This is a genomic window from Bordetella pseudohinzii, assembly GCF_000657795.2.
GTDB lineage: Bacteria > Pseudomonadota > Gammaproteobacteria > Burkholderiales > Burkholderiaceae_B > Bordetella > Bordetella pseudohinzii.
Genome location: NZ_JHEP02000004.1, coordinates 160,040 through 185,337, shown reverse-complemented (window position 1 = coordinate 185,337; position 25,298 = coordinate 160,040). Strand labels below are relative to the sequence as shown.

The window sequence follows — 25,298 nt, the reverse complement described above, 5'->3', positions numbered from 1 at the left end:
GGCCCGAGGACCCAAGCCATGTCCGCATCGACCATGACGCCCGGAGAGATCGTCTCCGAACTCGACAAATACATCATCGGCCAGAACCGCGCCAAGCGCGCGGTGGCCGTGGCCTTGCGCAACCGCTGGCGCCGCCAGCAGGTCGCCGAACCCCTGCGCCACGAAATCCATCCCAAGAACATCCTGATGATCGGCCCGACCGGCGTGGGCAAGACCGAGATCGCCCGCCGCCTGGCCAAGCTGGCCAATGCGCCCTTCATCAAGATTGAGGCCACCAAGTTCACCGAAGTGGGCTATGTGGGCCGCGACGTCGACACCATCATCCGCGACCTGACCGAATATTCGATCAAGCAGACGCGCGAACTCGAAATGCGCCGCGTGCGCAGCCATGCCGAAGACGCCGCCGAAGACCGCATCCTGGATGCGCTGGTGCCGCCGGCCCGCAATGCCATGGGCGAACCGCAGCGCGACGACGGCAACACCACGCGCCAGACTTTCCGCAAGCGCCTGCGCGAGGGCTCGTTGGATGATCTCGAGATCGAAATCGAGATCGCCCAGCCCATGCCTCAGCTCGATGTCATGACGCCGCCCGGCATGGAAGAAATGGCCGAGCAGCTGCGCGGCATGTTCGCCGGCCTGTCGCGCGACAAGACCAAGCCCAAGAAGATCAAGGTCAAGGAAGCCTTCAAGCTCATCGTCGAGGAAGAAGCGGGCAAGCGCGTCAACGAAGACGATCTGCGCGCCGCGGCCATCGCCAATGTGGAGCAGAACGGCATCGTTTTTCTGGATGAGATCGACAAGATCGCCGCCCGCCAGGAAAGCGGCGGCGCCGATGTGTCGCGCCAGGGCGTGCAGCGCGACCTGCTGCCGCTGGTCGAAGGCACCACGGTCAACACCCGCTACGGCATGGTGCGCACCGACCACATCCTCTTCATTGCCTCGGGCGCCTTCCATCTGTCGCGCCCCTCGGACCTGATCCCCGAGCTGCAGGGCCGTTTCCCGATCCGCGTCGAGCTGGACTCGCTGTCGGCCGAGGATTTCGTGCGCATCCTGTCGGAAACCGATGCCTCGCTGGTCAAGCAGTATTCGGCCCTGCTGGCCACCGAAGACGTGCACCTGGAGTTCACCGAGGAGGGCATCAAGCGCCTGGCCGAGCTGGCCTTCTCGGTCAACGAGCGCACCGAGAACATCGGCGCCCGCCGCCTGTACACCGTGATGGAAAAGCTGCTCGAAGAGTTGTCCTTCGACGCCACCGCCAGCAGCGGCCGCAGCGTGAAGATCGATGCGGCCTATGTGGAGTCGCAGCTCTCCGAAGCCGCGGCCAGCCAGGACCTGGCGCGCTACGTGCTCTGACAGCACGCGCCGCCGCCAAACCCCGGCCGCCCGGCCGGGTTTTTTTTGCCCGAACGCTGCTTACTTCGAAATCTCGGTCACCACGTACTTGCCGTCCTTGCGGGTCGCGGTGAACCGGACTTTGTCGCCAGGCTTGATATTGTTCAAGAGCGCCGGCGCGGCCTGGTAGACCAGGGTCATGGCGGGCAGGTCCAGGGCGGCGATCGCGTCATGCTTGAGCGTGACCGTGCCCGCCGAAGCGTCGACCCGCCTGACCTCGCCGCTGGCCTGGGCGGACTGCGCCAGGACCTGGGGGCTGGCCAGGCTGACGAAGGCCATGGCCGTCGTCATGGCCATGGACATGGTGTGTTTGCGCGAAAACGCCATAATAAAATCTCCTGCCGGGCCCGGACTGGGGCCCGCAGCTCAAGAATACCGCGATCAGGGCGCCTTCGATCCGCACCAAACGCAGCCAAGCACTGCGATTCGCAACATTCATGACAATCCGCTGCGTGCCCTAGAATAGCGGGCCCCGCCCCCGCATTCACAAGGACTCCGCCATGGCCAACCGCCTCTCCGTCATCGCCACCCGCACCGGGGATGATGGCACCACCGGACTGGGCGACGGCAGCCGCGTCGCCAAGGATGACGCCCGCATCATCGCGCTGGGCGATGTGGATGAATTCAATAGCGCGCTGGGTCTGCTGCGCTGCGAAGCGCTGCCCGATGTTGTGTCGTCCGATCTGCTGACCATGCAGCATGATCTTTTCGACATGGGCGCCGAACTCTGCATCCCCGGGCACGTCGCGCTCGCCGAAGACCAGGTCGCCTTCCTGGATGCGCGCCTGGCCTTCTACAACGCCGCCCTGCCCGCCCTGCGCGAATTCATCCTGCCCGGCGGCTCGCGCGCCTCGGCGCTGGCGCACCTGGCCCGCACGGCGGCCCGCCGCGCCGAACGCTCGGTGATCACGCTGGCCGCCCAGGCCGAGGTCAACGCGCCGCTGCGCCAGTACCTGAACCGCAGCTCCGACCTGATGTTTGTGCTGGCCCGCTACCTCAACCAGGCGGCAGGCCAATCCGATGTCTATTGGAGCAGCCGCCACTCGCGCAAAACCGCCGACTGAAATGCAAAACGCCCCTTGCGGGGCGCGGGTCAGTTCACGCCCGCGGCGTGCGCCTGTTCATCGGCATGGTAGGAAGAACGCACCATGGCGCCCACGGCCGCGTGGCTGAAGCCCATGGCATAGGCTTCGCGCTCGAACATGGCAAAGGTGTCCGGGTGCACATAGCGCAGCACCGGCAGATGGTGCTCGGACGGCTGCAGATATTGGCCGATGGTGATCATGTCCACGTTGTGCGCGCGCATATCGCGCATGACCTCGAGGATTTCTTCGTCGGTCTCGCCCAGGCCCAGCATGAGGCCGGACTTGGTCGGCACATCAGGATGCAGGGCCTTGAACTCGGCCAGCAGCTTGAGCGAATGCAGGTAATCCGACCCCGGGCGCGCCTGCTTGTACAGGCGGGGCACGGTTTCGAGGTTGTGGTTCATCACGTCGGGCGGGCCGGCATTGAGTATGCCCAGCGCGCGATCCAGGCGGCCGCGGAAGTCCGGCACCAGCACCTCGATGCGGGTCGCGGGAGAGAGTTCGCGGATCTTGGTGATGCATTCGACGAAATGCGCCGCGCCGCCATCGCGCAGGTCGTCGCGGTCCACCGAGGTGATGACGACGTAGGAAAGCTTGAGCGCGGCGATGGTGCGCGCGAGGTTCTCCGGCTCTTGCGCGTCCAGCGGATCGGGGCGGCCATGACCCACATCACAGAAGGGGCAGCGGCGCGTGCACTTGTCGCCCATGATCATGAACGTAGCCGTGCCCTTGCCGAAGCACTCGCCGATATTGGGGCAGGAGGCTTCTTCGCACACCGTGTGCAGGTTGTGCTCGCGCAGGATGCGCTTGATGTCATAGAAGCGCGAGCCCGGCGCCGCGGCGCGCACGCGGATCCACTCGGGTTTCTTCAGGCGCTCGGCCGGAATCACCTTGATGGGAATGCGCGCCGTCTTGGCCTGCGATTTCTGCTTTTGCGTCGGATCGTAGGCGGACACAGCGCTGGCGCTGGTGTCGTTCGAGGGGGCATCAAGCGGCGTGGACATGGGACACCTTCTGGACCGCCTCGGACGCGGCGGCCGGAAACAAAAACGGCATTTTACTACCCCGGCACCGGCGCGCCCGCCGCCCGTGCCCGCTGGCCCAGCCGCCTGGCGAGTTCATCCGCCAGGGCCTGGCCCGCATCGCGCAGGCTACAGGATGCGCCGCAGGACGCCATGTCCGTGGTGCGCAGGCCCTCGTACCCGCAGGGGTTGATACCGGAAAAAGGCGCCAGGTCCATGGCCACGTTCAGGGCCAGGCCGTGATAGGCGCATCCATTGCGTATCTTGATGCCCAGCGCGGCAATCTTGGCCAGCTCGCCGCCGGGCTGCGCGACATAGACGCCCGGCGCTCCGGGCTTGCGCCGCGCCGCGATGCCGGCCTGGTCCAGCACGGCGATGGCGGCGTCTTCGAGCAGCGCGACATAGTCGCGCACATACAGGCCGGCGCGGCGCAGGTCGAACAGGCTATAGGCCACGACCTGGCCCGGGCCATGATAGGTCACCTGGCCGCCGCGGTCGCAGCGCACCACCTCGATGCCGGCGGGATTGAGGATATGTTCGGCCAACCCGGCCTGCCCGAGGGTATAGACGGGCGCATGCTCGCACAGCCAGATCTCGTCGCGCGTCGCGGGCCCGCGGCTGGCCGTGAAGGCCTGCATGGCCTGCCAGACATCCGCATAGCCGGCGCCGGGCGCGAGCCAGGCGACCTTGACATCCATGCCCACGGCTTACAGAACGATGGACACCATGGGGTGGCCGTGCAGCGCGCGGTACAGCGCGTCGAGCTGTTCGCGCGAGACGGCCCGCACGGTGAAGGTCAGGCCAAGATAATTGCCGCCCTTGCTGGGCCGCATCTCGACCGAAGCCGGATCGAACTCAGGGTCGAACTGCAGGACGACGTCGGTCAGGGTCTGGGCGAAATCCGGGTGCTGCTTGCCCATCACCTTGATGGGAAAGTCGGACGGATATTCGATGAGGGAGTCTTCGGGGGAAATATGCATAAGCGTTTGCCTCGCCGCCGGATGGCACGCCGGCCATCCGGCCTGGGGCCGCGGTCAGAGCGCGGCGATACGGGCATCATAACCCGCGCGCAATAGGCGATAAACGGGGCCGGGCTTGCCATCCCCAACCGGCTTGCCGTCGATCCGCGTCACGGGCAGCACTTCCTTGGTGGCCGACGTCACCAGCACCTCGTCGGCGCTTTCGACTTCGGCGCGCGGGATAGGCCGCGCCTCGAAGGGCACGCCGGCCTGCTCGGCCAATTCGGCCATGAGCCCGTAGCGGATGCCTTCAAGGATAAGGTTGTTCTTGGGCGGCGCCAGGAGCTTGCCGCCGCGCACGACCCAGATATTGCTGGACGAGCCTTCGGTGAGAAAGCCGTCGCGGTATTGGATGACTTCGTCGACGCCGGCCTCCACGGCCTGCTGGCGGGCCAGCACATTGCCCAGCAGCGACACCGATTTGATTTCGCAATGCAGCCAGCGCTCGTCCTTGATGGACACGACCGCCACGCCCTGTTCGCGCTGCTGGGCCGAGGGCACGACCAAGGGCGTGACCATGCCGAAGACCGTGGGCGTGATGGCCTGGGCCGGAAAGGCATGATCGCGCTTGTAGACGCCGCGCGTGATCTGCAGATAGACGATGCAGTCCTTGGTGGCGGCGCCCGCGATGAGCTTCTCGATCACGGCGGTCAGGGCCGCGCGGTCCATCGGCATGGGAATGCTGATGGCCGCCAGGCTGCGCTCGAGCCGGTTGAGGTGCTCGGCCATGCGGAAGGCCTTGCCATGATAGGCCGGCACGACCTCGTAGATGCCATCGCCAAAGATGAAACCGCGATCCAGGACCGAAATCTTGGCCTGGTCGGCGCGGGTGAATTCGCCATTGAGATACACCAGGCTATCGCCCGGCATGCCCGGAATCATGAACAGCTCCTAGAAGGAAAGTGACCGCTTGGGCCATGAGGCGAACGGAGGTTTCCGTTCGCCGCTCACATGCCGGACATAGCTTACACCCGCGCGCGCGGGCTTACTGGAACCAGCGCCTGACGGTGTCGGCCATGCGGCCAAAGAAACCGGCGCGCTCGACGTCCTCCTGGACGACCAGGGGTTCGACCCGCAGGACCTTGCCATCCAGGGTGAGCTGCAGCGTGCCCACTTGCTGGCCCTTGGCCAAGGGCGCGACCAGCGGGTCGGTGCGCTGGGCGACGGGCTTGATCTCGCTGCCCTTGCCGCGCGGCACGGCCAGCCAGATGGGGTTGGGCGGGCCGAGCTTGACGTTTTCGGCCTTGCCTTCCCAGACGCGCGCCTCCAGGCCGGGCTGGCTCTGGTCGTAGAGCTTGACCGTGTCGAAGTTCTGGAAGCTCCAGTTCAGCAGCTTGAGGCTTTCTTCGGCGCGGGTGGATTCGCTGTCGGCGCCCACCAGCACGGTGAGCACGCGGCGGTCGCCGCGCATGGCGGTGGACACCAGGCAGTAGCCGGCCGAATCGGTATGGCCGGTTTTCATGCCGTCGACCGAAGGATCGGCCCACAGCAGGCGGTTGCGGTTGGGCTGCGTGATCTTGTTGTAGGTGTAGCTCTTTTGCTTGTAGTAGTGGTAGTGCTCGGGATGATCGGCCACCAGGTGCGTGGCCAGCGTAGCCAGGTCGCGCACCGTGGTGATGTGCTGCGGGTCGGGCAGGCCGGTGGCATTCATGAAATGCGTGCCCTTCATGCCCAGGCGCGCGGCCTGTTCGTTCATGAGCGCGGCGAAGGCGGACTCGCTGCCGCCCACGGCTTCGGCCAGCGCCACCGAGGCGTCATTGCCGGATTGCACGATCATGCCCTGGATGAGCTCGTCGGCGGTCACGGGCTTGCGCGGCTCGATGAACATGCGCGAGCCGCCCGTGCGCCAGGCGTGCTCGGACACGGGCACCTGCTGCTCCAGCGTCAGGCGTTTTTCATCGAGGGCGTTGAACACGACGTAGGCCGTCATGATCTTGGTGAGCGAGGCGGGCTCGACCTTCTGGTCGGGATTGGAGGCGGCCAGCACTTGGCCGCTGTTGACATCAACCGTGATCCAGGCGCGCGCGGCGACGGTGGGCGCGGGCACCGAGGCCAGCTCGCCCACGGGCACCGCCGTGCCCGCCGGTGCCGCCGTGGCCGGCGTGGCCACGGACGTCGCGGGCGACACGGCGGCGGGGGTCTGCTGCTGGGCGGCGGCCGGCAGCGAGGCGGCCAGCATGACGGCCAGCACGGCACTCGGGATCACGCGACGGGAGAATACGGTAGGAGCAAGGGCAGATTGGGACAAGGTCTTCATCGGCTAGGAGGTTCAAAGAGGGCCGGCCGCGGTCACGGCGGCACAACATTATAGGCAGCGTATCCGACACGCCCGAACGCCAAACGTTCCCGGCGTGCCGCAAACATGCAACGCGATGCAACGCCGCGGCATTCAGCCCAATGCCAGTTTCAGGCGCTGTGCGACCAGGTTGCGCAGTGTGATGAGTTTGCCGTGGAAGAAATGCGAGGCGCCGGGGATCACCACGATGGGCAGGTTGCGCGGCCGCGCCCAATCCATGGCCTCGCCCAGCGGCACCACCTCGTCGTTTTCGCCGTGCACCAGCAGCGTGTCTTCGGGCAAGTCGACCTCGCGGAATTGAAAGCGCCCCACGGCGGGCCCCATCAGCATGAGCGCGCCGGGCTGCGCGCCCTGCTCGGCCAGCGTGGCATAGACCTGCGCGGCCACGGCCGTGCCGAAGGAAAAGCCGCCCAGCACCCAGGGCGCGTCGGCCAGCTCGGGCAGGGCCTGGCGGATCTGCGGGATCAGGCCCAGCATGTCCTCGGTCTCGCCGACAGCGCGGTCGAACTCGCCCTCGGATGCGCCCACGCCGCGGAAGTTGGGCCGCACCACGACCAGGCCCGCGTTCGTGCAGGCGCGCCCGATCGTGGTCACGACCTTGTTGTCGCGCGCCCCGCCGTGCAGCGGATGCGGATGCAGCACCAGCGCCCATCCCCGCGGATCGCCGTCGGGATAATCCACCGCGCATTCAATACGCCCGGCGGCGCCGGTGAAAGCGAGGATGTCGGTATGTGCAAACATGGGCCAATCCGCAGAAACGCAAAACCGCGATGTTAACCGGCCCTCGGCGGCAAGACCGAAGCCAGCCAGGCGGCCAGGTCATCGGCGGCGGCGTCGGTGGCCTGGCGCAGCGCCGCCACGCCGCCCGCGGCGTCCTGCGTCGGTGCGGCGGCCTGGCGGGCGAAACGCCGCTGGCCCAGGAGCTTGCCGTCTTGCAGCAAGACCGCCTGCAGGACGACCTGGCCTTGGCTGGAGGCGCCGTCCGGCGCGAAGACCTGCTCGAAGCGCATCAAGGTGACGCGCAGCTGCGGCGCGCCGGTGCCGGCGCTGTCGGCGAGGACCGCGCCTTCACGCGAGAGCCGCTCCTGCAGGCGCTGGCGCACCAGGCTGGACGGCGGCTCGGTCCAGCGGAAACCGGCGTAGGCCTTGGGCGTGGTGCTGTCGCCCACGCGCCAGATCACGCCGGTATCGCCCAGCGCGGCGGCGGCCGAATAGGCCAGCACGATGGCCGAGCGCGACGGCAGCTGGACGGCCGCCGGCGCTTCGGGCCCGAGATCGAACAGCGAGGCCTGGGGCGCCACGCGGCCCACGCCGCAGCCGCTCAACGCCAGGGCCAGCACCGCGGCCAGGCAGATCTTGTTCATGCGTTCATCTCCTAAAGCCGGCAAAACCGGGTTCGCCGGGGCCGGGCTCGACAGGCGCGGGCCCGAACAGGATGGATTGCGGCGTATCGCCCACGCGGCGCAGGGCCGACTGGGCGCTGCGCGCCGCGCCATTGACCGAGTGCGCCATATCGGTGACGGCCGGCAGGGTTTCACGATCCAGGCGCGCCGCGGCGCGCGCGATCTCCTGCAGGCTGCGGCCGGCGGTCGACAAGGGACCGTCGGGGGCATTCAGGCGCGCCAGCGACTGACTGGCCGATTGCATCAGCGCGGAGGCATCGGTCGCGGCCTTGCCCAGGGAATCCACCATCGGCCCCACCCTGCGCAGCGCCGGCGCGAGGTCGCGGCTGGCCTCCTTGAGCTGGGTGCTGATTTCCGCCGTGTTCTTGAGCGTGAGGCTGAGGGCTTCGATATTGGACGGGCTCAGGAGCTGCCGCAGTTCTTCGGCGGTGTCCTCGATCTTGGTCAGCAGCGCCGCGCCGCGGTGCTCCAGGCGGTCGAACAGCCCTGGCCGCAAGGGGATGTCGGGCGGCTGCTTGCCCTGGGCCGCCAGCAGCTCCGTCGAACCGCCGTTGTCGCGCAGTTCGATCGTGGCCTGGCCGGTCACGCCCTGCACGCCCACTTCGGCCCAGGTCGAGGCGGTGATGGGCGTATTCGGCGAGACGCCGATGCGGATGCGCACCTCGCCCGGCCGGTTGACATTGAGCATCAGCGATTGCACCTTGCCCACCGGCACACCCTGATAACGCACCGTCGATTGCGCGGTCAGCCCGCTGACCGGCGCCGAGGAAACGATGTCGTAGAGCTTGACCGTCGAGCGGTCGCGGCCGACCCACACGGCCACCAGCGCGGCGGCGGCCAGCAACACCAGGGTGAATATCCCCGCCAGCAAGGCATGACTACGGTTTTCCATTGCCTGCGTCCTTTGGTGCAAGATCCCCGAGCGCGCGCCTGCCGCGTTCGCCCAGGAAGAAACTTTGGATGAAAGGGTGGTGGATCTTCAGGATCTCGGACACCTTGTCGCAGGCGATGACACGTTTGTCGGCCAGCACCGCCACGCGCGTGGCCAGTTCCAGCAGGGTGTCGAGGTCGTGGGTGACCATCACCACCGTAAAGCCGAGCTGCCGGTGCAGGCTGCGCACCAGGTCGACGAACTCGTCGGAGCGCACGGGGTCCAGGCCGGCGGTCGGCTCGTCCAGGAAGAGCAGTTCCGGGTCCAGCGCCAGCGCCCGCGCCAGGCCGACCCGCTTGATCATGCCGCCCGAAAGATCCGAAGGGCTCTTGAGCGCATCCTTGGCATTGAGCCCGACCATGTCCAGGCGGCACATCACCACGTCCTGGATGAGATCTTCGGGCAGGGTGCGCAATTCGCGCAGGGGCAACGCCACATTATCGAACACCGACAGCGCCGAAAACAGCGCGCCCGCCTGGAACAGCATGCCCCAGCGCTCCGACAGGCGGCGGCGCTCCCGCGTGCTCAGCGTGGAAATGTCCCGCCCCAGGATGCGCACCTCGCCCCGGGCCGGCTGGGCCAGCCCGATGATCTGCCGCAGCAGCACGGTCTTGCCGGAACCCGAACCGCCCACCAGGACGAGTATCTCGCCCGGATAGACCGTCAGGTTGAGATTCTCGTGCACGACATGGTCGCCGAAGGCCGTGCGCAGGCCGGTGACCGAAATGACCGGCGTGAGCGTCAGGCAGTCCGCGGGGATGGCCGGCGTATCCATCAGATGCCCATCTTGCTGAAGATGACCGCATACAGCGCATCGACCAGGATGACGCCGGTGATGGACGTCACCACCGATGTGGTCGTGCCGCGGCCCAGGCTTTCGGTGTTGGGCTTGATGCGCAGGCCGAAGTGGCAGGCCACCAGGGCGATCAGCACGCCGAAGGACACGCCCTTGAAGAGGCCTATCCAGTAGTTGGTGATGGTGATGGCGCCGGGCAGCGATTCGATGAACCACTGCGCCGAGATGCCCAGCTGCATCTGGGCGGCCAGCATGCCGCCCATGAGCGCCATGGCGTCGGTCCACAGCACCAGCAGGGGCATGGTGATGGCCAGGGCGATCACGCGCGGCAGGATGAGGCGCTGGCTGCGCGAAATGCCCATCACGCTCATGGCGTCGAGCTCCTGCGTGACGCGCATCACGCCGATCTGGGCCGTGATGGCCGAACCGGAACGGCCGGCCACCAGGATGGCCGCCAGCACCGGACCCAGCTCGCGCACGATGGACACGCCCAGCAGCCGCACGATGAAGCGGTCGGCGCCGAAGATCTGCAATTGCTGCGCCGACAGGTAGGAGAGCACCACGCCGATCAGAAAGCCGACCAGGGCCGTGATGCCCAGGGCCTGGGCGCCGGTGCGATAGACCTGGGCGGAGATTTCGCGCCAGGGGCCGCGTGAAGGCCGCAGCAGCAGGCCGCCGAAGTCGATCACCAGCTGGCCCAGCATGCGTATCAGTGTCAGGCCGTTGCCCACGGCGTCGAACACGGCCTGGCCGATGGCCGCCAGCCAGCCCAGCCGGTCGGGCTCGGGGGCTTGCGGCGCCGCGCCCCCCGGATTGGCGGCCAGGGCGTCGAAGACCTCGCGCTGGCCGTCGGTCAGGCGCAGCCGCTCGGGCAGGCGCTCGCCCCAGGCCCGCCACAGCAGGTTGGCCCCGATGGTGTCCAGGCGTTCGATGCCGCGCAGGTCCCAGCGGGTGTTTTCATTGGCCTGCGCCAGGGCTTCGCGGCGGGACTGCACCTGGCCGCGGGCGGCCAGGGCCTGCAGGCTCCAATCGCCCCCCAGATAAATCACGGCGCCGTCCCTGCGCATGGGCGGCGCCTGGCAATCGCGGTCGGGCAGTCGTTGCTGGTGCATAGCGTCGCGAAAAAGTGATTCTGGCCGTTACACATCATATAACGTCCAGGCGAAAGATCGCGTTGCCCTACAATTCGGCCCATCATGCCTGTTCAAGCCCTCGACCTGCCCGCCCCCGACGCGCTGCAACGCGCCGTCCAGGCGCGCCTGCCCGGTTTCGCCCATGTGCAATGGGTGGCCAGCACCGGTTCGACCAATGCCGACCTGCTGGCGCGCGCGCGCCATGGCCGCGGCCTCAAGCCCTGGCTGCTGGGCGCCCATCTGCAGGAGGCCGGCCGAGGCCGCGCTGGCCGCCCCTGGCAAAACCGCAGCGGCGCCACGCTGATGTTCTCCTGCGCCTTCGATGTGCGCCTGCCCCCCGCCCAGCTGCCCGCGCTCTCGCCCCTGGCGGGACTGGCGGCCTGCGAAGCCCTGCGCCGCCTGAGCGGCCATGCCGGGGTCTGCGTGAAATGGCCCAACGATGTGCAATGGCATGACGCCAAGCTGGCCGGCGTGCTGGCCGAAACCACCCGCAACCCGGACGGCGACGGCTATACCGTCGTCATCGGCATGGGCGTGAACCTGCGCGACGCCGACACGCTGTCGGCCAGCCTGGGGCGCGCCATCGCCGACTGGACCCAGGTCGAAGGCGGCGGCCGCGTCACCGAAGCCGCCGACATCGTGCAGGCGGCGGCCCTGGCCTGGCAGCAGGCCGTGGCCGATCTTGAACAGCAGGGCTTCGCGGCCTTTGTCGAGCGCTACGCCAGTGCTGACGCGCTGGCCGGCCGCGCCGTCAATGTGATCGACCGCGGCGAAGTCCTTCATGCCGGCCAGGCCGCCGGCGTGGATGTCATGGGACGGCTGCGGGTGCGATGCGACGCCGGCCTGGTCAGCGTGTCGGCCGGCGAAATCTCCGTGCGAGCCCAGCCATGATCCTGCTGATCGATTCCGGCAACAGCCGCCTGAAGCTGGGCTGGCTGGACCCTCGGACCGGCGCGCGCGAACCGGAGCCCGTGGCCTTCGACAACCTGGACCTGGACGCCCTGGGCGCCTGGCTGCGGAAGCAGGCGCGCAAGCCCGCGCGCGCCATCGGCGTCAATGTCGCGGGCCCCGCCCGGGGCGAGGCGATCGCCGCGGCCCTGGCGGGCTGCGGCGTGACGTGGATGCGGCCGCGCCGCGAGGCCCTGGGCATGACCAACGCCTATCGCAACCAGGCCCAATTGGGCGCGGATCGCTGGGCCGCCATGCTGGGCCTGCGGATGCGCCTGCCCGAAGGCCACCCGCCCGCCCTGCTGGCGTCCTTCGGCACGGCGACCACGCTGGACACCCTGGGCCCGGACAATGAATTCGCCGGCGGCCTCATCCTGCCCGGCCCGGCCATGATGCGCGGCTCGCTGGTGCATGGCACGGCCAATCTGCCGCTGGCCGAGGGGCCTGTCACCCCCTACCCGACCGAAACCCATGAGGCCATCGCCACCGGCATCGCCGCGGCGCAGGCCGGCGCGCTGGTGCGCCAATGGCTGGCCGGCCATGACCGCTACGGCCAGGCGCCGGAAGTCTATGTCGCCGGCGGCGGCTGGGCCGAGGTCCGGCCCGAGATAGAACGCCTGCTGCTGCTGGTCGGCGCCAGCCGCGGCGCGGCGCCCAAGCCCGTCATTCTCCAGGCGCCCGTGCTCGACGGCCTGGCCGCCCTGGCCGCCGACGGCTCAACCTGATAGACGAGGGGCCTATGCGCATCCTGTTTCTGGTGATCCTGCTGGCCAATCTCTGGGCCTACGGCCTGGGACAAGGTTGGCTGGGGCCCCGCCCCGATGACGAAGGCCGCGATCCCCGCCGCCTGAACCAGGAACTGAACGCCGACCAGATCAGCCTGACGTCCAAGCGCCCGGGCTGAAGCGCTAGCCCCTGGCGCCGCCCAGCATGTCCCGCAGGACTTCCAGGCTGCGCGCCACGGCGCCCGTGTGGGCCGCCGTCCAGTCGCGCGCGGCGCGGGCGCGGCGCTGCAACAAGGCCGGATCGGCCAGCCACTGAGCGGCCAATTGCAACGCCTGGCGCGCATCATGGACGCGCTCGGCCGCGCCGGCCTCGATGGCATCGCGCGTGGCCTGCTTGAAATTGAAGGTATGCGGGCCGGTGATCACCGGCGTGCCTGCCACGCAAGCCTCGATCAGGTTCTGCCCGCCCAGGGCGGCGAAGCTGCCGCCGATGATGGCCACGTCGGCCGCGGCGTAGTAGAAGGCCATCTCGCCCAGGGTGTCGCCCACCACGAGATCGACCCCGGCCTCGGGCGGGGCCTGCGATACCGAACGCCGCACGGCCCTCAGGCCGGCCGCCTCGGCCTGCGCCCAAGCCTGGTCGAAACGCTGGGGATGGCGCGGAATCAGCAGATAGAGCGGACGCGGTTCGGGCAATGCGCGCATGGCCTGCAGAAAGAGCGCATCTTCGCCTTCGCGCGTGCTGGCGATGGCCACCACCGGCCTGCCGACGGCATCGCGCCAGGTATGGCCGTCGCGCAATTGCTCGGGCGGCAGTTCGACGTCGAACTTCAGGTTGCCGGTCACCGAGACCGCCCGCGCGCCCGCCTCGCGCAGCCGCTGGGCGTCCTCCTCGGTCTGGGCCAACACCTGGTCCAGGCTGGCGATGGCCTCGCGCATGACCGCGCCCAGACGCCGGGTCGTGCGCAGCGAGCGCGCCGAGAACCGGGCGCTGACCAGGGCCATGGGCAGGCGCCGGGCCCGCGCGGCGGCCAAAAGATTGGGCCAGATTTCGCGTTCGATGATCAGGCCGCAGCGCGGGGCGTAGTGGTCGAGAAAACGCCCGGCGGGGCCCGGGAAGTCATAGGGCAGCCAGGCCTGCCGCAACTGCCCGGCGGCGATGGCCTGGCCGAACAGCCGCGCGCCTTCGGCGCGGCCGGTTGCCGTCATATGGGTCAACAGCACGGGCAGGCCGCGCGCCAGCAGCGCCGCCACCAGCGGCTGGGCGGCGCGGGTCTCGCCCAGGCTGACCGCATGCACCCAGACCGCGCCCGGCAGGGCGTCCGTCTCGGGATGGCCGAAGCGCGTGCGCGCCAGCACATCCCATTGCCCGGGCACGCGCCGCGAGCGGCGCCACATCCCCAGCCAGAGCAGCGGCACCGCCAGGCGAAACAGGCAGGTATAGAGGCGGCGGCGCAAGTCTGCTCCCGCTCAGTGCGCCGCCAGCGCCTGCTCTACCGCGGCCATCACGGCCTCGCGCGAGGGCGAAGCGCCGCGGTCGCCCAGGCTGGCGGTGTAGTTGGCGCCCACCAGCGGCGTGCGCACCGGCGTGGAGGCGCGGTAAATGCCTATGGTCGGCCGGCCCAGCGCCGCCGACAAATGGGTCAGGCCGCTGTCCAGGCCCACCATGAGGCGCGAGCCCGCCAGCACGCGGGCCACCGAGGTCAGGTCCATGCGCGGCAGCACTTCCACGCCCTCCATGCCGGCGACCAGCAGGCGGGCGCGTTCGGCCTCCTGCTCATTGCCGGCCAGCAGGCGCAAGGCGCAGCCGGCGTCCTGCAGGCGGCGGAAGACGGCGCGCCAATCGTCCTCGGGCCAGAGTTTGTCCTCGCGACTGGCCGAGGGCATGATGACCGCATAACCGCGATCGTTGTTCAGGTGGTGCAGGCGGCGCCCTTCTTCGAGCTGCGGAGGATCGGCCGGCCGCGAAAAAAACGCCTGCAGGCCGAAGTCCGGCGCGCCGCTGTAGGTATAGCCGAAGGTCTGTGCCGCCAGTTTGCGCTGGCGGATGACGGCCGGCTGCCAGAATTCCACGCGGTGCCGCACGTTGTAGAACAGCGAAGCCAGGGGCTCGCGCGCCGAGCGCCAATCCAGGCCATGACGGATGCCGCGGGTCTGGCGCACCAGCCAGGCCGATTTGAGCAGGCCCTGCATGTCCAGCACGATGTCATAGGGTTCGCCGCGCAGGCGTTCGGCCAGGGCGCGGCGTTCGGCGCGCACCTGCTCCGACCACCAGGCCTTGCGCCAGCGCCGATGGGCAACCTTGATGACGTTGCTGACGGCCGGATGCCATCCCGGAATCTCGGCGAATGCTTCTTCCGCTATCCAATCTATCTGGGCATCGGGCACATGGCGCGCAATGTCGGAAATTGCGGGCAGCATGTGCACCAGATCGCCCAAAGACGACGTGCGAACGATCAATATGCGGGTAGGCATCAACGCTAGGCGCGCCCGGAAAGCGGGCGCTGGATCTTGTAAACCCTCGGAATTTACAACAATTAGCCAGCGGGCTGGTCAGGCGGGCAGTTGCCCCGCCCGGCCGGCCTCCTGCAGCCCGGGCGCCTGCCGGTCGCGCGCCGACAGCCGCGCGGGCCGGGCTGGCCATTGGATGCCGATGGCCGGGTCATCCCAGCGCAGGGTCCGCTCATGCGAGGCCGCATAGTAGGCGGTGACCTTGTACTGGACTTCGCTGCCCTCGGCCAGGGACAGCAGGCCATGGGCAAAGCCTTCGGGGATCCAGAGGCTGCGGCGATTGGCGGCCGAGAGCCTGACCCCCAGCCATTGGCCAAAGGTGGGCGAGCCGCCGCGGATATCGACCGCCACGTCGAACACCTCGCCGGCGACCACGCTGATCAGCTTGCCCTGGGCATGCGGCGCCAGCTGATAATGCAGGCCGCGCAGCACCCCCAGGCCGGATGAAGACTGGTTCTCCTGCACAAAAGGCGCGGGCACGGGCAGGCCCAGTTCGCGCAGCCCCGCCTCGAAGACATCCTGGCGAAAGCGCTCGGCGAACCAGCCGCGGCCGTCGGCCAGCACCTCGGGTTCGATCAAGACCACTCCGTGCAGCGCGGTGGGCGTGATTTTCATGGCCGGCCCTCCTGCAAGACGCGCAACAGATACTGGCCATAGCCATTGGACCCCATGCGGCGGGCCTGGGCGGCCATCTGTCCGGCATCGATCCAGCCAGCGTGATAGGCGATTTCTTCGAGGCAGGCGATCTTCAGGCCCTGGCGCTGTTCTATCGTGCTGACGAAATGCGCGGCCTCCATCAGGGCCTCGGGGGTGCCGGTATCCAGCCAGGCAAAGCCCCGCCCCAGCAGTTCGACGCGCAGGTCGCCGCGCGCCAGGTATTGGCGGTTGATGTCGGTGATTTCCAGCTCGTCGCGCGCCGAGGGTTTGAGGCGGCGCGCCATGTCGATGACATCATGGTCATAGAAGTACAGGCCCGTGACGGCATAGTTGGAGCGCGGCTGCGCGGGTTTTTCTTCGATGCTGGCGGCGCGCCGGTGCTCATCGAAGGCCACCACGCCGTAGCGCTGGGGGTCGCGCACATGGTAGCCGAACACGGTGGCGCCGGACGCGCGCGCCGCGGCCGCCTGCAGCAGCGGCGTGAAATGCTGGCCGTAGAAGATGTTGTCGCCCAGGATGAGGCAGACCGGATCCTCGCCGATGAAGTCCTCGCCGATGAGAAAGGCCTGGGCCAGCCCCTCGGGCGCGGCCTGGACCGCATAGCTCAGGCGCAGGCCGAAGGCCGAGCCATCACCCAGCAGCTTGCGGAAGCTGGGCAGGTCGGCGCCGGTGCTGATGAGCAGGATGTCGCGTATCCCCGCCAGCATGAGCACCGACAGGGGGTAATAGATCATGGGCTTGTCATAGACCGGCAGCAGCTGCTTGGACAGGCCCAATGTGGCCGGATACAGGCGGCTGCCGGTGCCGCCGGCCAGCACGATGCCTTTCTTGATCATGCCTCGGGCCCCCAGGGACTGGCGCGCCAATCGGACAGCAGGCGGTCCACGCCCGCGCGCCAGTCCGGCAGGCGCAGGCGGAAGACGGCCTGCAGGCGCTCGCAATCGAGCCGTGAATTCAGCGGCCGGGCGGCCGGCAGCGGGTAGTCGGCGCTGGAGATGGCGTGCACGGCGCGCACCGCCAGCGGCCAGCCCAGGCGGCGGGCCTGGTCGATCAGGTATTGGGCATAGCCATGGCGCGAGACCTGTCCCGCGGCGGCCAGATGATAAAGACCCGAGACCGAAGGCTGCTCGCGCGCCTGGCGCAAGGCCAGCGCGGTGACATCGGCGACCAGGTCCGCGCTGGTCGGCGCGCCGACCTGGTCATCGACCATGCGCAAGACCTCATGCCTGGCGGCCAGGCGCAGCACGCCGCGCGCAAAATTCCCGCCATGCGGGCCATAGACCCAGGACGTGCGCAGCAGAAGATGATGCGCCCCGCTGCGGCCCACCGCCTCATCGCCGGCCAGCTTGCTCTGCCCATAGCGGTTCAGCGGCGCGGCGGGGCTGTCTTCGGCGCGAAACGCCTGGCCGGCGCCATCGTAGACATAGTCGCTTGAGTAATGCACCAGCCAGCCGCGGCGCGCGCGCATCTCCCGGGCCAGCAGGCCGGGGGCCTCGGCATTGACGCGCATGGCCAGCCCGGGCTCGGCTTCGGCGCGGTCCACGTCCGTGAACGCGGCGGCATTGACGATGACATCGGGATCGGCCTGGCGCACGGCCCGCTGCAGCGACGCCGGATCGGCCAGGTCCAGCCCCGAATCGCGGCCCAGGGCCAGCAGCTCGCCCAGGGGAGCCAGCGAGCGGCCCAGCGCCCGGCCCAACTGCCCATCCTTGCCCAGCAGCAGGATCTTCATGGACCTTCCTTGTCTATCCAGCGGGCGCGATAGGCGCCGCTTTCGACATCGGCCACCCATTGGGGATGCTCGAGATACCAGGCCACGGTCTTGGCCAGGCCGCTGGCGAAATCCTCCGCGGGCGTCCAGCCCAGCTCGGCGGCCGCCTTGCCGCTGTCGAGCGCATAGCGCCGGTCATGTCCCGGACGGTCGGGGACATGCGCGATGAGATCGCGATAATGTCCCGCGGCCGGCGGGCGCAGCGCCTGCAGCAAATCGCACAGGCGGTGCACCACGTCCAGATTGCGCAGCTCGCAGGAGCCGCCGATGTTGTAGGTCTGGCCCGGCCGGCCATGACGCAGGACCGCGCACAGCGCCCGCGCATGGTCTTCCACATAGATCCAGTCGCGCACCTGATCGCCCGCGCCATAAATCGTCAGCGGCCAGCCGCGCAGCGCCGACAGCAACATGAGCGGGATCAGTTTCTCGGGGAACTGGCAGGGTCCGTAGTTGTTCGAGGCATGGGTCAGCAGCACCGGCAGGCCATAGGTGCGATGCCAGGCGCGCGCCAGATGATCGGCGCCCGCCTTGCTGGCCGCATAAGGGGAACTGGGCGCGTAAGGGCTGGTTTCGATGAAACGCCCTGCCCGGTCGCCCAGATCGCCAAAGACCTCGTCGGTCGATACCTGGAGAAAGCGGAAGTTGTCACGCGCCGGGCCCGTCAGGCCGGCCCAATAGGCCCTGGCCGTCTCCAGCAGGACATAGCTGCCCACCAGGTTGGTCTGGACGAAATCGCCCGGACCGTCGATGGAACGGTCGACATGCGATTCCGCGGCCAGATGCACGACCGCCTCGGGACGATGGCGCTCGAACACGGCCCGCAGGGCCGCGCCATCGCAGATATCGATGTGTTCCAGGGTATGCCGGGGGTGCGTCCCGCACTCTTCCAGGGACGCGATATTGCCGGCATAGGTGAGTTTGTCGACGTTGACCACGCTATCCGGCGTGTTACGGACGATGTGCCTCACCAAGGCCGAACCGATGAAACCGGCGCCGCCGGTAATCAGGATTTTCATGAATGCATGTGCCGCAAGGCCGCGGCCGGACCGGCCGCCGCCGGTCATTGTAGCCAGAGGCCTTGCGGGTATCCCTATGTCCCCAGATTCATAAATCAGACATACTCCGAGAACGTCTGACGAAAATTCGAGGTGCGATTCCCTATAATTCGCCGGCCTTGCGCTGCGCAAGCGCCGCGCAACCCCCTGCCCCTGCCGGGCATTGTCCCTCACCATCCCGATGCTCAACCGCTTGTCCCCCTGGCTGCTGCTCGCCACGATCACCGCGACACCCGTCCTGCTGTTGACCACCTCCAGCGGCGGCAGTGCGGCCTTCTATCTGGCGATCCTGCTTTGCCTGGCCGTGCTGGCCAGCGCCGGACAGCGGCCCGACCTGCGCGACTACCGCAAGCTCTGCCTGGCCGCCTGCGCCCCCCTGGCCGTGGCGCTGTTGAGCAGCGCCCTGCACGGCGCCTGGAGCAATGCCGCCCTGGAGCGCGGCCTGCGCCTGGCCCTGGGCCTGCCCTTGCTGCTGGCCGCCATGCAGGCCATCGGGCCGCAGCGCCTCAAGCATGCCCTGTGGGGCATGCTGGCGGCCGGCTGGGCCGGCACCGCCACCCTGCTGGCCCTGGTCCGCGGCGATCTGGCCCAGCGCCCGCTGACCGATGAGTACAACGCCGTGGGCTATGGCAACCTGCTGCTGCTGTTCGCGGTCATCAGCCTGTTCTCGCTGGCCTGGAAGCTCACGCGCCATGCGCGCCTCGAAACCGCCATCAAGCTGCTGACGCTGGCGGTGACCTTTGCCGGCTTCATCCTGACCCAGACGCGCAGCGGCTGGATCGCCATGCCCGTCTTCGTGGCGCTGGCCCTGTGGGTCTTTGCCCGCATCCGGCATCCCCTGCGCCTGCTGGCGGCCGCGGTGGGCACGCTCGCCGTGCTGGTGGCGCTGGGCTCGCTAAGCCCGTCGCTGCGCGACCGCGTCGACCAGGGCTTGGTGCAGTACCACGAATGCAAGACCGCCCCCACCAGCGACACCTCCGTCTGCATCCGCCTGCAGCTTTGGCGCGCGGCCTGGGGCATGATGCTGGACAACCCCCTCAAGGGTGTGGGCCCATCGGGCTTCACGCGCGGCCTGAGTGAGCTGGCGGCCCAGGGCCGGGTGTCCCCCTTTGTGGCCGGGGGCTTTGGCGAACCCCATAACGACCTCCTGGACGCGCTGGCCCTTTATGGCATTCCGGGCGGCCTGGCCCTGCTGCTGCTCTATGCGGTGCCGGCCATCCTCTTCCTGCGCCGCCTGGGCCGCGACCGGCCGCAGGCCGCGCGCGCGGCGGCGGCCATGGGCGCGGCCGTCTGCCTGGGCTTTGCCCTCTTCGGCATGACCGAACTCATGTTCCGCGGCATGCGCACCCTGGGCTTCTATGCCATGTTGGTCGCCCTGTTCGCCGTGCTGTCCGATCCGGCGCGCCATCCCCGGCGGCAATGCCAGGCATAGCGCCCGGCGGCGATTGGTAGCACAATAAGTCTCAAAGACCCGGGCTCCAAGCCGGGCCCGGATGCTGGGATCACAACACAGCAAGGAGACAGCCATGCGCATAGCCGATGCCCAATGGATACCCTCCACGCCGCACCAGACCTGGGATGCGCTTTTCGATCCCGAGGTCCTGCAGCGTTGCCTGCCGGGATGTATCCGTGTTTCCCGCCTGACCGACACGGAGTACGAATTCACGGTCCGGGCCAAGGTCGGCGGCATAGACGCCGAATACGAAGGCGAGGTCCTCGTCTCGGATCTCACCCCCCCTGAAAGCTGTTCCCTGGCCTTCGACGGCAAAGGTGCCGCCGCGGGCCTGGCCATCGGCACCGCTCAGGTGCACCTGAGCCCCAAGGACAACGGCACCCGTATTTCCTACACTGTCGCGGCCATGGCCGGCGGCAAGCTGGCCGCGCTGGGCGAGCCGGCCATCATGAAAGCGGGCGGCAAGATCGTCGACAAATTCTTCAGCGGCTTTATCGACCACATGGCCGCCCAGCCCCGCATCGCGCCCCCGCCCCCGCCGCCCGAACCCGAGCCGCGCGGGCTGGCCGCTTCGCGCTGGTCCTGGGCGGTGGCCCTGGCGGTGGTCATCGTGCTGGTGGGGTATCACACCCTGTTCAAATAGGCCGCGGCGGCCGGTGATATTCTTGCCGGCATGACTGCTCCCGCCAACCCTTCAGAAACGTCGCCGCACTCCCGCCATGATCTGCTCATGGCCATGGCCGGCGTGTCGGCCACCGTCGTCCTGGTGGCCTTTGACTCCACCATCGTCAGCACCACCCTGCCCCGCGTGGCCGAAGCCCTCAACGGCATGGCCCTGTACGCCTGGGTGGGCACCGGCTATCTGCTGGCCACGGCCGCTTCCATCCTCATCTTCGGCCGCCTGGGCGATATGTTCGGGCGCAAGCCGCTCATGCTGGTCTCGGTGTCCCTGGTCGCCCTGGGTTCCATTGCCTGCGGCCTGTCGCAATCCATGGAGCAGCTGATCGCCTTCCGCACCCTGCAGGGGGTGGGCGGCGGCATGATGATCGCCACCGCCTTCGCGGCGCCGGCCGATCTTTTTCCCGATGCGCGCGAGCGCGTGCGCTGGATGGCCCTGGTCTCGGCCGCCTTCGCCATGGCCAGCGGCATCGGGCCGGTGCTGGGCGGCGCGGCGACCCAGGCCCTGGGCTGGCGCGCCGCCTTTTTCATCGCGCCCATCGCGGCCGTGATCGCCCTCTTCCTGCTGGCGCGCTATTTCCCGCGCATCCGCCAGACCCATGCCCAGGGAGGCCGGATCGACTGGCTGGGCGGGCTGCTGCTCATCATCGTGGTGGGCGCGCCGCTGGCCGCCATGGAACTGGCCTTCGCCCCGGGCGACAGCGCGCGCCCCATGCTGGCCGCCGGCCTGGCCATCGCCGGCGTGGCGGCCGCCTGTTGCCTCATCCCTTATGAGCGGCGCGTCGCCTCGCCCATCTTCCCGCTGCGCATCCTGTCCGGCCCCGAGCCGCGCCTGCTCAACCTGGCTGCGGTGGCGGTCGGCGCGACCATGTTCATTCTGGTGTTCTACAGCCCGCTGCTGCTGCAACAGGAACTGCGCTACAGCCCCAGCGAGGCCGGCCTGCTGCTCACGCCCCTGGTGGCGGCCATCTCGCTGGGCAGCATCATCAACGGCCGGCTCTTTCCCAAACAGTCCGAACCGCAGCGCCTGATGGTCTTCGGCGGTCTTCTGCTGGCGGCGGGGTCGGCCATGGTGCTGGCCATCGGGCCCGGCACCTCGACCTGGTGGATCATCGCCGCCTTTGCCGTCAACGGCACGGCGCTGGGCTTTCTCCTGCCCAACCTGACGCTGTTCATGCAGATGCTGAGCGAGCGCCGCGACGTGGGCGTGGCCTCGGCCCTGGTGCAGACCACGCGGGCCATCGGCAGCGCGGCCGGCACCGCGCTGGTGGGCATCGCGATTTCGCACACATCCGTCCTGGTCGGAGTGCGGATTGGTCTTACACTATGCGTTGCCCTCTCCCTGCTCGCGGCCGTGATCGCGCATCGCGTCAAGATGAAGAACGTCATCACCCGCCGCTCCTGATCCCGATTTTCATGCAACGCCGAGACCTCTTAGAACTGATCGCCCTGGCTGCCGTCTGGGGCGGATCTTTCCTGTTCATGCGGGTCGCGGTGCCGGAATTCGGGCCGGCGCCCCTGATCGAGCTGCGCGTCGGCCTGGGCGCGCTGGTGCTGCTGCCCCTGGCCATTCTGCGCGGCCGCCTGGGCATCATGGCGCGCCACTGGAAAGCCATTTTCATGGTCGGGGTGTTCAACGCCGCCCTGCCCTTTCTCCTCTATGCCTACGCCTCCCTCTCCCTGGGCGCGGGCTTTCTGTCGGTGGCCAATGCCGTCACCCCGGTCTGGGGCGCGGTGATCGGCTGGCTCTGGCTGCGCGACCGCCTGCCGGCCCTGCGCGTGCTGGGCCTGGCGATCGCCTTCCTGGGCATCGTGGTGCTGGTCTGGGACAAGCTGGAATTCCAACAGGGCGGCACGGGTCCCGCCGTCCTGGCGGCCCTGGCCGCGCCCTTCTTCTATGGCATCGCCGCCAACTGGACCAAACGCTTTCTGAGCGGCGTGGACGCCTTGGCGAACGCGACGGGCAGCATGCTCAGCGCCGCCCTGGTGCTGCTGCCGCTGGCCATCGCCCATTGGCCCGGACAGCCCGTCTCCGTGCAGGCCTGGGTCGCCACCGTCCTGCTCGCCGTGCTCTGCACGGGCGCGGCCTATGTGGTGTTTTTCCGCCTGATCGCGGTGCTGGGCCCCACGGCGGCCGTCAGCGTCACCTTCCTGGTGCCGGTCTTCGGGGTCTTCTGGGGCGTCACGCTGCTGGACGAAGCGCTCACCTCCAGCATGCTTGCCGGCGCCGGCGTCATTCTCGTGGGCACGGCCCTGGTCCTGGGCCTGCTGCGCCCGCGCTGAACGCCGTCAGTACGTGTCGGAACGCCCGGTCAGCGCCACGCCGATGCGCAAGGCCGTATAGGCCATGACGTCGATGGCGCGCCGCAGCCAGCCCCGGCGCTGATAATCCAGGGGGCGGATGAACTGCCCGCCCTCGTCGATGGCCCGCTCCAGCCGCTCTTGCAGATCCCAGGCAAAGGGCTGGTCATCGACCACGACATTGGCCTCGCGCGCCAGCAGCAGGCTGAAGGGATCCAGATTGGACGAGCCCACGGTGGCCATATTGTCGATCACCGCCACCTTGGCATGCAGATAGGCCGGCATGTACTCGTAGATTTCGATGCCGTCGCGCAGCAGCTGGTCATAGAGCGAGCGCGTGGCGAAATACTGCAGGCGGTACTCGGGCTTGCCTTGCAGGAGCAGGCGCACCCGCACGCCCCTGGCCGCGGCCTGCGCCAGCGCGCGGCGGAACTGCCGGCCCGGAAAAAAATAGGCGTTGGCGATGAGCACGTCGCGCCGGGCATGCGCGATGCCATAGAGATAGGCCCGCTCGAAGGTCTGGCGGAAACGCAGGTTGTCGCGCAGCACCAGCGCGGCCCGCAGCTTGCCGCGGGGCTGGGCATGGTGCGGATGCGGCCGGCGCAGCCGCAAACGCCGCCAATCCGAGGGATGATGGCGCAGACGGCTCCAATTCAGCCTGACCCAGAGCAGATCCTGGGCATAGACGATCTGCGGCACCAACGGCCCCTCGATGCGCACGGCGAAATCGAAGCGCGGCGCGGCAATCCCGTCCGTCGGATCGAGATCATCGTAGTCGTCGACGATATTGATGCCGCCCACGAAGGCGATGGCCGCGTCGATGACGGTCACTTTGCGGTGCAGGCGGCGCAGCCGGCTGCGCGAGAATTTCAGCCGTCCCAGCCAGTGCGGCTCGGGACGGAACACGCGGCAATGGCCGCCGGCCTCGTTGATGCGCCGCATCACTTCCGGCGCCGTGGCCGCGCTGCCGAAACCGTCGAGCACCACCCTGACCTTCACGCCGCGCTCCGCGGCGCGCTCCAGGCAGTCCAGCACCTGCCGGCCGGTGCGGTCCAGGGTGAAGATATAGGTTTCCAGGTGGACGCTGACGCTGGCCTGGTCGATGGCCGCGCACAGGGCGGGGAAAAAATCGGCGCCGTTTTGCAGCAGGCGTATCGCATTGCCGTCTGTCCATGACAGGCGGACGATGTCGGCCCTCACGGCAGCTCAAGCTCCGTCAGCAGGGGCGCATGATCGGACAGGCGCGCCCATTGTCGTCCGCGCAGCACGCGGGCGCTGCGCACGGCAAACCCGCGCTGGTAGATGCGGTCGAGACGGAACCACGGAAACACCGCCGGAAAGGTGCGCGGCGGCGGTAGCGGGCAATAAGCCCCGCCCATGCCCAGCTGGTTGCTGCGCTCGATCACCGCATTGTTGCCCGGCACGCCGCGCAAGACGTCGGTCAGGCGGCGCATCGAATCGCGCAGGCGCGGCAGCTCGCCGCCCGAGCTGCGCGGCGCGTGCGAAAACACCTCGTACAGGCCCAGCTGCTGCACGAACTGCGGCGCCAGCTTGTCGCCCCAGTCGTTGAAATCGCCCGCGATGAGCAGGGGCGCGCCATCGGGCACTTCGGCGCGTATGCGCTCGATCAGGGCCTGGATCTGGCGCTGGCGGCTGCTGGCGAACAGGCCCAGGTGCACCACCAGGCAGTGCACCTCGGTGCCGCCCACGTCGATGCGCGCGTGCAGCAGGCCGCGCTGCTCCAGCTTGTGATCGGAGATGTCCTGGTTGAAGTGGTCAAGGATGTGGTAACGCGACAAGAGCGCATTGCCATGGTCGGTCGCATCGCGCACGGCGTTGCGGCCATAGGCGACATTCAGGCGCAACGCGGCCGCGAGCGATTCGTGCTGCGCATGCAGGAAGGAGGAGGCTTCATTGCGGCCCTGGACCTCCTGGAGAAACACCAGGTCGGGACGCAGGCCATACAGACCCAGGCGCAGGTCGTTCAATGACTCATAGCGCCCAAGAGACGAGCGTCCCTTGTGGATGTTGTAGCTGACGACGCGAATAAGCGACATAAACCGTATGACGCCTCATCTGTCAGGAGTATCGGCAAGCACGGCCCGGACCCTCCTGAGGCCGC

The 25,298-nt window shown here is 68.4% G+C and carries 28 protein-coding genes; 9 read left to right on the top strand and 19 right to left on the bottom strand.

The genetic code is table 11. The features are described from left to right. Positions 1 to 18 precede the first annotated feature (18 nt). Positions 19 to 1,353 carry an ATP-dependent protease ATPase subunit HslU gene (gene hslU, locus L540_RS07375; RefSeq protein WP_043207116.1) on the top strand — a complete coding sequence of 445 codons (1,335 nt, stop codon included), beginning with the start codon at positions 19 to 21 and terminating at the stop codon, positions 1,351 to 1,353. Positions 1,354 to 1,413: 60 nt separating this feature from the next. Here the strand turns inward: hslU and L540_RS07370 are convergent, their stop codons facing one another. Beyond that, on the bottom strand, positions 1,414 to 1,719 hold the full coding sequence (locus tag L540_RS07370) for a copper-binding protein (RefSeq protein ID WP_032958598.1): 306 nt from the start codon (positions 1,717 to 1,719) through the stop codon (positions 1,414 to 1,416). A 173-nt stretch (positions 1,720 to 1,892) separates the two neighbouring features. Between L540_RS07370 and L540_RS07365 the strand changes: the two genes are divergently transcribed. Continuing rightward, a complete protein-coding gene (locus L540_RS07365; RefSeq protein WP_043207119.1) occupies positions 1,893 to 2,456 on the top strand; it encodes a cob(I)yrinic acid a,c-diamide adenosyltransferase in 564 nt (187 codons plus the stop codon). A gap of 29 nt (positions 2,457 to 2,485) precedes the next feature. Here L540_RS07365 and lipA read toward each other — a convergent pair whose 3' ends face one another. The 10 genes from lipA to L540_RS07315 all read right to left on the bottom strand — a co-directional run bounded on the left by lipA (position 2,486) and on the right by L540_RS07315 (position 11,011). Continuing rightward, on the bottom strand, positions 2,486 to 3,481 hold the full coding sequence (gene lipA / locus L540_RS07360) for a lipoyl synthase (protein ID WP_043207122.1): 996 nt from the start codon (positions 3,479 to 3,481) through the stop codon (positions 2,486 to 2,488). A 56-nt stretch (positions 3,482 to 3,537) separates the two neighbouring features. Next, positions 3,538 to 4,197 carry a lipoyl(octanoyl) transferase LipB gene (lipB, locus tag L540_RS07355; protein WP_043207124.1) on the bottom strand — a complete coding sequence of 220 codons (660 nt, stop codon included), beginning with the start codon at positions 4,195 to 4,197 and terminating at the stop codon, positions 3,538 to 3,540. Between the two features lie 9 nt (positions 4,198 to 4,206). After that, positions 4,207 to 4,479 carry a YbeD family protein gene (locus L540_RS07350; RefSeq protein WP_043207125.1) on the bottom strand — a complete coding sequence of 91 codons (273 nt, stop codon included), beginning with the start codon at positions 4,477 to 4,479 and terminating at the stop codon, positions 4,207 to 4,209. 54 nt (positions 4,480 to 4,533) lie between these two features. After that, the gene (locus L540_RS07345; protein ID WP_043207127.1) at positions 4,534 to 5,400 is read right to left on the bottom strand and encodes a D-amino acid aminotransferase; all 867 of its coding nucleotides are present in this window, start codon (positions 5,398 to 5,400) and stop codon (positions 4,534 to 4,536) included. Positions 5,401 to 5,503: 103 nt separating this feature from the next. Continuing rightward, entirely contained in the window at positions 5,504 to 6,775 is a 1,272-nt protein-coding gene (locus L540_RS07340; RefSeq protein WP_109842509.1) for a D-alanyl-D-alanine carboxypeptidase family protein, read from the bottom strand. Positions 6,776 to 6,907: 132 nt separating this feature from the next. Continuing rightward, the gene (locus tag L540_RS07335; protein WP_043207131.1) at positions 6,908 to 7,555 is read right to left on the bottom strand and encodes an alpha/beta hydrolase; all 648 of its coding nucleotides are present in this window, start codon (positions 7,553 to 7,555) and stop codon (positions 6,908 to 6,910) included. Between the two features lie 32 nt (positions 7,556 to 7,587). Further along, complete coding sequence (locus L540_RS07330) at positions 7,588 to 8,178, bottom strand: ABC-type transport auxiliary lipoprotein family protein (RefSeq protein WP_043207134.1); 591 nt, start codon at positions 8,176 to 8,178, stop codon at positions 7,588 to 7,590. Positions 8,179 to 8,182: 4 nt separating this feature from the next. Continuing rightward, the gene (locus L540_RS07325) at positions 8,183 to 9,109 is read right to left on the bottom strand and encodes an MlaD family protein (RefSeq protein ID WP_043207136.1); all 927 of its coding nucleotides are present in this window, start codon (positions 9,107 to 9,109) and stop codon (positions 8,183 to 8,185) included. Continuing rightward, complete coding sequence (locus tag L540_RS07320; protein WP_043207139.1) at positions 9,096 to 9,923, bottom strand: ABC transporter ATP-binding protein; 828 nt, start codon at positions 9,921 to 9,923, stop codon at positions 9,096 to 9,098. The genes L540_RS07325 and L540_RS07320 overlap by 14 nt, the downstream gene beginning before the upstream one ends. Further along, complete coding sequence (locus tag L540_RS07315) at positions 9,923 to 11,011, bottom strand: MlaE family ABC transporter permease (protein ID WP_048026189.1); 1,089 nt, start codon at positions 11,009 to 11,011, stop codon at positions 9,923 to 9,925. Before L540_RS07315 ends, L540_RS07320 begins: the two co-directional genes overlap by 1 nt. 129 nt (positions 11,012 to 11,140) lie before the next feature. On the opposite strand from L540_RS07315, the gene L540_RS07310 reads away from it, so the two are divergent. From L540_RS07310 to L540_RS21890, 3 genes are read left to right on the top strand one after another with little or no spacing between them, the layout of a single operon-like run. Beyond that, positions 11,141 to 11,968, top strand: coding sequence for a biotin--[acetyl-CoA-carboxylase] ligase (locus tag L540_RS07310; RefSeq protein ID WP_043207141.1), 828 nt, complete (start codon positions 11,141 to 11,143; stop codon positions 11,966 to 11,968). Further along, the gene (locus tag L540_RS07305) at positions 11,965 to 12,750 is read left to right on the top strand and encodes a type III pantothenate kinase (RefSeq protein ID WP_043207144.1); all 786 of its coding nucleotides are present in this window, start codon (positions 11,965 to 11,967) and stop codon (positions 12,748 to 12,750) included. The genes L540_RS07310 and L540_RS07305 overlap by 4 nt, the downstream gene beginning before the upstream one ends. Before the next feature lie 14 nt (positions 12,751 to 12,764). Further along, positions 12,765 to 12,929: a hypothetical protein gene (locus L540_RS21890; RefSeq protein WP_165590417.1), complete on the top strand. Its 165-nt coding sequence runs from the start codon at positions 12,765 to 12,767 to the stop codon at positions 12,927 to 12,929. Positions 12,930 to 12,933: 4 nt separating this feature from the next. Here L540_RS21890 and L540_RS07300 read toward each other — a convergent pair whose 3' ends face one another. The 6 genes from L540_RS07300 to rfbB form a co-directional block, all read right to left on the bottom strand. Beyond that, positions 12,934 to 14,148: a 3-deoxy-D-manno-octulosonic acid transferase gene (locus tag L540_RS07300; protein ID WP_043207388.1), complete on the bottom strand. Its 1,215-nt coding sequence runs from the start codon at positions 14,146 to 14,148 to the stop codon at positions 12,934 to 12,936. Between the two features lie 72 nt (positions 14,149 to 14,220). Next, positions 14,221 to 15,225 carry a lipopolysaccharide heptosyltransferase I gene (gene waaC / locus L540_RS07295; protein WP_043207146.1) on the bottom strand — a complete coding sequence of 335 codons (1,005 nt, stop codon included), beginning with the start codon at positions 15,223 to 15,225 and terminating at the stop codon, positions 14,221 to 14,223. 78 nt (positions 15,226 to 15,303) lie between these two features. Beyond that, on the bottom strand, positions 15,304 to 15,876 hold the full coding sequence (gene rfbC / locus L540_RS07290) for a dTDP-4-dehydrorhamnose 3,5-epimerase (RefSeq protein WP_043207147.1): 573 nt from the start codon (positions 15,874 to 15,876) through the stop codon (positions 15,304 to 15,306). Continuing rightward, a complete protein-coding gene (gene rfbA, locus L540_RS07285) occupies positions 15,873 to 16,754 on the bottom strand; it encodes a glucose-1-phosphate thymidylyltransferase RfbA (protein ID WP_043207149.1) in 882 nt (293 codons plus the stop codon). Before rfbA ends, rfbC begins: the two co-directional genes overlap by 4 nt. Continuing rightward, complete coding sequence (rfbD, locus tag L540_RS07280; RefSeq protein ID WP_043207150.1) at positions 16,751 to 17,650, bottom strand: dTDP-4-dehydrorhamnose reductase; 900 nt, start codon at positions 17,648 to 17,650, stop codon at positions 16,751 to 16,753. Before rfbD ends, rfbA begins: the two co-directional genes overlap by 4 nt. Continuing rightward, positions 17,647 to 18,705 (bottom strand): dTDP-glucose 4,6-dehydratase, encoded by a 1,059-nt coding sequence (gene rfbB, locus L540_RS07275; protein ID WP_180961768.1) that lies wholly within the window; start codon positions 18,703 to 18,705, stop codon positions 17,647 to 17,649. The genes rfbD and rfbB overlap by 4 nt, the downstream gene beginning before the upstream one ends. A 202-nt stretch (positions 18,706 to 18,907) precedes the next feature. Between rfbB and L540_RS07270 the strand changes: the two genes are divergently transcribed. The 4 genes from L540_RS07270 (at position 18,908) to L540_RS07255 (ending at position 23,158) form a co-directional block, all read left to right on the top strand. After that, the gene (locus tag L540_RS07270) at positions 18,908 to 20,176 is read left to right on the top strand and encodes an O-antigen ligase family protein (protein ID WP_231584753.1); all 1,269 of its coding nucleotides are present in this window, start codon (positions 18,908 to 18,910) and stop codon (positions 20,174 to 20,176) included. Between the two features lie 94 nt (positions 20,177 to 20,270). Then, positions 20,271 to 20,840, top strand: coding sequence for an SRPBCC family protein (locus L540_RS07265; protein ID WP_043207156.1), 570 nt, complete (start codon positions 20,271 to 20,273; stop codon positions 20,838 to 20,840). Between the two features lie 87 nt (positions 20,841 to 20,927). After that, positions 20,928 to 22,280, top strand: a complete 1,353-nt coding sequence (locus tag L540_RS07260; protein WP_043207158.1) for an MFS transporter — start codon at positions 20,928 to 20,930, stop codon at positions 22,278 to 22,280. A gap of 11 nt (positions 22,281 to 22,291) precedes the next feature. Continuing rightward, entirely contained in the window at positions 22,292 to 23,158 is an 867-nt protein-coding gene (locus L540_RS07255) for a DMT family transporter (protein WP_043207159.1), read from the top strand. Between the two features lie 6 nt (positions 23,159 to 23,164). Here the strand turns inward: L540_RS07255 and clsB are convergent, their stop codons facing one another. After that, positions 23,165 to 24,376: a cardiolipin synthase ClsB gene (clsB, locus tag L540_RS07250; protein ID WP_043207161.1), complete on the bottom strand. Its 1,212-nt coding sequence runs from the start codon at positions 24,374 to 24,376 to the stop codon at positions 23,165 to 23,167. Then, complete coding sequence (locus L540_RS07245; RefSeq protein WP_043207164.1) at positions 24,373 to 25,233, bottom strand: endonuclease/exonuclease/phosphatase family protein; 861 nt, start codon at positions 25,231 to 25,233, stop codon at positions 24,373 to 24,375. Before L540_RS07245 ends, clsB begins: the two co-directional genes overlap by 4 nt. Positions 25,234 to 25,298: the final 65 nt, after the last annotated feature.

Coding starts and splice junctions, on each gene's coding strand:
- hslU (WP_043207116.1), top strand. CDS start 19: ATGTCCGCATCGACCATGACGCCCGGAGAGATCGTCTCCGAACTCGAC.
- L540_RS07370 (WP_032958598.1), bottom strand. CDS start 1,719: ATGGCGTTTTCGCGCAAACACACCATGTCCATGGCCATGACGACGGCC.
- L540_RS07365 (WP_043207119.1), top strand. CDS start 1,893: ATGGCCAACCGCCTCTCCGTCATCGCCACCCGCACCGGGGATGATGGC.
- lipA (WP_043207122.1), bottom strand. CDS start 3,481: ATGTCCACGCCGCTTGATGCCCCCTCGAACGACACCAGCGCCAGCGCT.
- lipB (WP_043207124.1), bottom strand. CDS start 4,197: ATGGATGTCAAGGTCGCCTGGCTCGCGCCCGGCGCCGGCTATGCGGAT.
- L540_RS07350 (WP_043207125.1), bottom strand. CDS start 4,479: ATGCATATTTCCCCCGAAGACTCCCTCATCGAATATCCGTCCGACTTT.
- L540_RS07345 (WP_043207127.1), bottom strand. CDS start 5,400: ATGATTCCGGGCATGCCGGGCGATAGCCTGGTGTATCTCAATGGCGAA.
- L540_RS07340 (WP_109842509.1), bottom strand. CDS start 6,775: ATGAAGACCTTGTCCCAATCTGCCCTTGCTCCTACCGTATTCTCCCGT.
- L540_RS07335 (WP_043207131.1), bottom strand. CDS start 7,555: ATGTTTGCACATACCGACATCCTCGCTTTCACCGGCGCCGCCGGGCGT.
- L540_RS07330 (WP_043207134.1), bottom strand. CDS start 8,178: ATGAACAAGATCTGCCTGGCCGCGGTGCTGGCCCTGGCGTTGAGCGGC.
- L540_RS07325 (WP_043207136.1), bottom strand. CDS start 9,109: ATGGAAAACCGTAGTCATGCCTTGCTGGCGGGGATATTCACCCTGGTG.
- L540_RS07320 (WP_043207139.1), bottom strand. CDS start 9,923: ATGGATACGCCGGCCATCCCCGCGGACTGCCTGACGCTCACGCCGGTC.
- L540_RS07315 (WP_048026189.1), bottom strand. CDS start 11,011: ATGCGCAGGGACGGCGCCGTGATTTATCTGGGGGGCGATTGGAGCCTG.
- L540_RS07310 (WP_043207141.1), top strand. CDS start 11,141: ATGCCTGTTCAAGCCCTCGACCTGCCCGCCCCCGACGCGCTGCAACGC.
- L540_RS07305 (WP_043207144.1), top strand. CDS start 11,965: ATGATCCTGCTGATCGATTCCGGCAACAGCCGCCTGAAGCTGGGCTGG.
- L540_RS21890 (WP_165590417.1), top strand. CDS start 12,765: ATGCGCATCCTGTTTCTGGTGATCCTGCTGGCCAATCTCTGGGCCTAC.
- L540_RS07300 (WP_043207388.1), bottom strand. CDS start 14,148: ATGTGGCGCCGCTCGCGGCGCGTGCCCGGGCAATGGGATGTGCTGGCG.
- waaC (WP_043207146.1), bottom strand. CDS start 15,225: ATGCCTACCCGCATATTGATCGTTCGCACGTCGTCTTTGGGCGATCTG.
- rfbC (WP_043207147.1), bottom strand. CDS start 15,876: ATGAAAATCACGCCCACCGCGCTGCACGGAGTGGTCTTGATCGAACCC.
- rfbA (WP_043207149.1), bottom strand. CDS start 16,754: ATGATCAAGAAAGGCATCGTGCTGGCCGGCGGCACCGGCAGCCGCCTG.
- rfbD (WP_043207150.1), bottom strand. CDS start 17,650: ATGAAGATCCTGCTGCTGGGCAAGGATGGGCAGTTGGGCCGGGCGCTG.
- rfbB (WP_180961768.1), bottom strand. CDS start 18,705: ATGAAAATCCTGATTACCGGCGGCGCCGGTTTCATCGGTTCGGCCTTG.
- L540_RS07265 (WP_043207156.1), top strand. CDS start 20,271: ATGCGCATAGCCGATGCCCAATGGATACCCTCCACGCCGCACCAGACC.
- L540_RS07260 (WP_043207158.1), top strand. CDS start 20,928: ATGGCCATGGCCGGCGTGTCGGCCACCGTCGTCCTGGTGGCCTTTGAC.
- L540_RS07255 (WP_043207159.1), top strand. CDS start 22,292: ATGCAACGCCGAGACCTCTTAGAACTGATCGCCCTGGCTGCCGTCTGG.
- L540_RS07245 (WP_043207164.1), bottom strand. CDS start 25,233: ATGTCGCTTATTCGCGTCGTCAGCTACAACATCCACAAGGGACGCTCG.